General features: G+C 70.2%; 1 protein-coding gene. It reads right to left on the reverse strand.

Annotated features, from left to right (window positions below):
* Positions 1-1,439: 1,439 nt before the first annotated feature.
* Entirely contained in the window at positions 1,440-4,736 is a 3,297-nt protein-coding gene (locus tag Mth01_RS28900) for an AfsR/SARP family transcriptional regulator (protein ID WP_239090087.1), read from the reverse strand.
* Positions 4,737-4,941 lie beyond the last annotated feature (205 nt).

Raw genomic sequence — 4,941 nt, forward strand, 5'->3', positions numbered from 1 at the left:
GGCCGGCCCAGCCCCTTCCGGCCCAGCCCCAGCCTCCGCCGTCTCAGTCTCGGCCGTCTCAGTCTCGGCCGTCTCAGCCTCAGTGTCAGCCTCAGTGTCAGGTTCTTTACCGGCGCCGTGGCGATCCGTTCGATCGTCTTCCATGGAAGCCGCCTGCTCACCCTCAGCCGGGATCCGCAGCGCAGTGCCACCACCACCGAGGAACGGGCCGCCAGGGCATATCCCGGCGGAGGAGGCGCCACCGGCAGACGCAGCATCCGCCGCACCGTCCGGGAGCGCGGTGTCCAGGGATGTGCCAGGGATGGTGGTAAGCCAGTCGGGCCACTCAGACCAGAGTGGAGAACGGATCGAATCGCGCGAGGAGCGGCCGTTGGCGCGGGCTGTCGCCTCGGCCCTGACCTCGGCCCACCACTCCGGACCGAGCAATGGCGAAATCTGGGGGCGTGACAGGTCCGGATTGTGTAGCTTCGCCGGCTCCATCAGCCCCCCTTCCGGTCGCATCATTCGAACAGCTACACGAATTCTCTCATGGCAAAATCAGAGAAAGCAATAGCTCTCGCTAATAAATTGAAAAGAAGTATGAGAAAAAAATGCCGAGAGACGGCAAATGTTGGAGATGTCGGAAATGAGTGATCGTCAGCTCAACACCCGGTTTGCAACCCCTTGTTGATCGGATGTTGAACGGCTGGTCCCATGCTCTTGTCGAGCCCGGATCCGAGACTGGGGGTTTCGAGATCCGGGCTCGCCCAGGGAGTGTCTGACACGACCTGAGTCCGGCCGGCCGCATGACGAGGCGGTCGGCGCCATCCGGCGCTCCGGTGATTCGGGCCCCCAAAAGCCGGGTGGTGCCGGTGGTCGGCCGGACACCTGCTTGCTCCCGCTGCCGTACAGCGCGGCCGTACAGCGCGGCCGTACAGCGCGGCCGTACAGCGCGGCCGTACAGCGCTGCCGTACAGGGGCCGGCGGCGTGATCGGCGGGGAGCGAAGTTCCGGAGGGCGGCACCGGAGACGACAACGGAAGACGCCGAAGGGAGACGACAACGGGAGACGAGGAGCAGATGGGAGGGATCGCAACCGTTGGGAGATGAGTTCGCATGAGTGTGCATCACCGTGTGCGTGTGGCCTGCTGCCAGTACGGATTGCACACAGCCATTCGGTTACCGTTCCTGTACGATGCGTGACGTCGGGAAGTGGCGCCGGGTGTGCGTGGTGCCGGGTGTGCGGGGCACCTGCTCCGCCAGAGCGATGGTTCAGGGCCGCCCTGTCGCCCTTTGACCGCTCTCCGGCGGGTGGGCCGTCAGGGACGCCGCCCTTCCGGATCGGACCACGGACGTGATCCGCGTCGCCATCCGGTTGCGCAAGCGGCCGACCAGTGCGCCCAGCACGGTTCGGGGCGTGCGGCCGCGAATGTCACGCATACACAGTCTTGAGGAACGGTGTCAGGTCTGGATCTGGTCGAACTCCATGAGGAGCGCCCGGATGTCGTCGGCCTCCGGGGAGCCGAGCCTGCTGAAGATGTCGAGGGCCCTGGCCAGCGATTCCCCGCCGCGCCGGGTCTCCCCCATGCCGTGCAGGGCCTTCCCGAGCGCGGCCAGCGACTGGGCCTCGCCGTACGGGTGAGTGATCTCTCGACTGACCGTCAGCGCCTGCTCGGCGTGCCGCGCGGCCTCCGCGAACCGCCCGGCGGCGATGAAGGTCGCGGCGAGCCGGTAGCACACCCGCTGCTCCCATACCCGCTGCTTGCCGGCCCGGAAGAAGGCGAGGCACTCGGCGTGATGTGCGACGGCCTCGTTGAGGCGGCCGACGGTCGACAGCACGATGCCCAGGTGATAGCGCGCCCTGGCGAGCCCCGCACCACTGCCGATCTCCGTGAACATGGCCAGCCCGCGCTCGGACACGGAGATCGCCTCGTCGACGTGCCCGAGGCCGAGGTGGTCGCGGGCCGAGTAGCTCAGCGCCAGGGCCTGCCCCGCCGGGTTGCCGGTCTCGCGGTAGAGCTCGGTGGCCCGGTCGAACCATTCGAGGGCCTCGGTGTGGCGGCGCTGCCGCCCGGCGACGACGGCGAGCGCGTTGTACGTCTCGCCGAGCACGATGCGGTCACCGGTCTCCCCGGCGAGGGTCCGGGCGATGAGGAAGTGCCGTTCGGCATCGGCCAGCCGGTTGGCGCCGAAGAGCACCCGGCCCAGCACATAGCGGCAGCGCAGTTCGGCCCGTCGGTCGCCGATCCGGGATGCGGCGGCGAGCACCGAGCCGCTGCGCTGCTCGAACTCCCGTTGGTTGGTCCCCGACTCCACCAGTGGTTCCATCGCCAGCAACAGATTCGCCGCGGGGAGCAGATCCTCATTCGGGCCTTTATTCGGGCCGTTATTCGGGTCCTCGGTCAAGCACATGCTCAGCGGTACCGACGACGCGGCGGCCTGGGCGATGGCGGCGAACATGTTCTCGGCCTCGACCGACAGCCAGGCCACCGACTCGTCCGTCGAGGTGAAGGAATGCCCCTGCGGATGGCCGGTCGCGATGTCCGTCGCGATGCCTATTGCGGGGCCGTCGACCAGGTTGTCGGCGATCGCGCTGCCCTCGTACGCGAGACGATGGGCCGATCCGGCCGAGGCGAGGTAGAACCCGAGCAGCCGTCGCATGGCGAGCGCACGGGCGGCCGGCGCGTCGGTGTCCTCGCAGCGGCGGCGGGCGAAGAGCTTCAGCAGGTCGTGGAAGCGGTAACGGCCCGCCGCCGGCGCCTCCAGCAGGCTCGCGTCGACGAGCGACTCCATCAGGTCCTCCGCCTCGGCCAGGCCGAGATCGAGGACGGCCGCCGCGGCCGGGACCGAGATGTCCGGCCCGGTGGACAGCGACAGCAGGCGGAACGCCCGGGCCTGTCGGATTTCGAGTTGGCCATAGCCGAGGGAGAAGGTCGCGGAGACCGCGAGATTGCCGATCTTCATCTCGTCGAGCCTGCGGCGCTCGTCGGCCAGGCGTGGGACGAGCGAGGCGACCGTCCACGAGGGGCGGGCGGCGAGCCGGGCGGCCACGATGCGGACCGCCAGCGGCAGGAAGCCGCACGCGGCGACGACGTCCATGGCGGCGGCATGCTCGGCGGCGACCCGCTCGGGCCCGGCGACCGCCGAGAACAGCGACAGCGCCTCTTCCGGCTCCATGACATCGAGGTCGATGAGCCGGGCGGCGGGCAGATCGGCCAGTTTCCCCCGGCTGGTGATGATCGCCGCACAGCCGGCGGTTCCGGGCAGCAGCGGCTCGACCTGGTCCGCGTCGCGGGCGTTGTCGAGCAGCACGAGCATGCGCCGGTCGGCGAGCATGGACCGGAAGAGCGCGGATCGTTCGGCGAGGCCTTCGGGGATGACGTCGGCCGGGATACCGAGGGCGCGCAGGAAGGCGCCGAGTGCGGTTTCTGGCTGCGTCGGCTCGGTGCCGTACCCGCGCAGGTCGGCATAGAGCTGGCCGTCCGGGAAAAGGCCCTCGGCGAGGTGGGCCACGTGAACGGCGAGCGTGGTCTTGCCAACGCCGCCGATGCCGGACATCGCCGCGATCGGCATAACCTCGGCCGCGCCGACCGCATCGGCCGCGCGGGGAGCACGGGGCGTGCCGGGAGAGCCGGGAGAGCCGGGAGAGCCGGGAGTGACGCCCCGGGTGCCCTCGTCCGCTTGGCCCGGCTTGGCCGTCGTGCTCAGTCCGGCCGTCGTGCTCAGTCCGGCCGTCGTGTTCGGATCGGCGTCAGCGGCGCCGCCGAGCATCGCGAGCAGCCGCCGTACCGGCTCGACCCGGCCGGTGAAGTCGGCGACGGCAGCCGGAAGCTGGGCGGGTTTGGGCATCTCGACGATCGGACTGTCGCGGTCGACCTCGCTGCCGGGGGAGGCGGGCCGTACGGCATCGCGGGCTCGCGGCGGAGCGGGCGGGCCGGCGAGCGTGGGGGGGCCGGTGAGCGTGGGGGGGCCGGCCAGCGTGGGATCGGCGGCGAGAACGCGGCGGTGCAGCTCGGCCAGCTCGGCGCCGGGCTCGATGCCGAGTTCGTCGACGAGCGCCCGCCGGGTCTCGGCGAAGACCGACAGGGCCTCGGCCTGTCGCCCGCACCGGTAGTACGCCAGCATGAGCTGGGCGCGCAACCGCTCCCGCAGCGGGTGCTCTGCGGTGAGCGAGATCAGCTCGGGGACGACCTCGGCGTGCCGGCCGAGCTCCAGGTCGAGCGTCATCAGCGTCTCGACGGTGCCGATCCGCCGTTCGACGAGCCGGCCGCGCTGGTGCTCGGCGTACGGCCCGATCGCGCCGCCGAGGGGCTCCCCCGACCACAGGGCGAGCGCGTCGCGCAGGAGATCCGCCGATTCCCCGATCCTGCCGTCCCGGCGGGCCGTCTCGGCCGCCGCGAAGGTCCGCTCGAAGACGCGGAGGTCGAGCCGGGCGGGATCGATACGCAGCGCGTAGCCGCTGCCGACCGACCTGAGCACTTCGGGCGGGGTCCTGGGGGATCGTCCGGGTTCCAGCACTGTACGAAGGCGGGACACGTACGTCCGCAGCGCGCCGAGCGCCCGCGGTGGCGCGTCCTCTCCCCAGACCTCGTCGATCATCTCGCTCGGGGTGGCCGTCCGTCCCTCCCGCAGCAGCAGTGTCGCGACGATGGAGCGTTGCAGCGGCGTCCCGAGGTCGAGCTCGACGCCGTCACGCCAGGCCAGGATCGGTCCCAGTACGGCGAAGCGCAGGCCTTGCTCGGCGGCGTCACCAGGCATGTGCCCTTGTCTCCCGTTAGAAAGTTTTCCAAGGAAATGATAGATCCCGCGGCGCTTGTCCAATAGGCAGTGCCGAGCGCTCGTCTGTGCACTCGTCGGCACTGTGCACTCGTCGGCACTTTGAAAGCGTGATCGCTTCGCTGCCTGTTGCTCCTGCTCCCTCCTCCTCGCCATGCCGGCGCGGCCCGTCCTATAGGGACGGGCC

Origin of the sequence: Sphaerimonospora thailandensis, from assembly GCF_016863115.1 — a bacterium.
Classification (GTDB): Bacteria; Actinomycetota; Actinomycetes; order Streptosporangiales; family Streptosporangiaceae; genus Sphaerimonospora; species Sphaerimonospora cavernae.

Excerpts from the sequence above, each read along its gene's own strand:
- Mth01_RS28900 (WP_239090087.1), bottom strand. The coding sequence starts at position 4,736 with ATGCCTGGTGACGCCGCCGAGCAAGGCCTGCGCTTCGCCGTACTGGGA.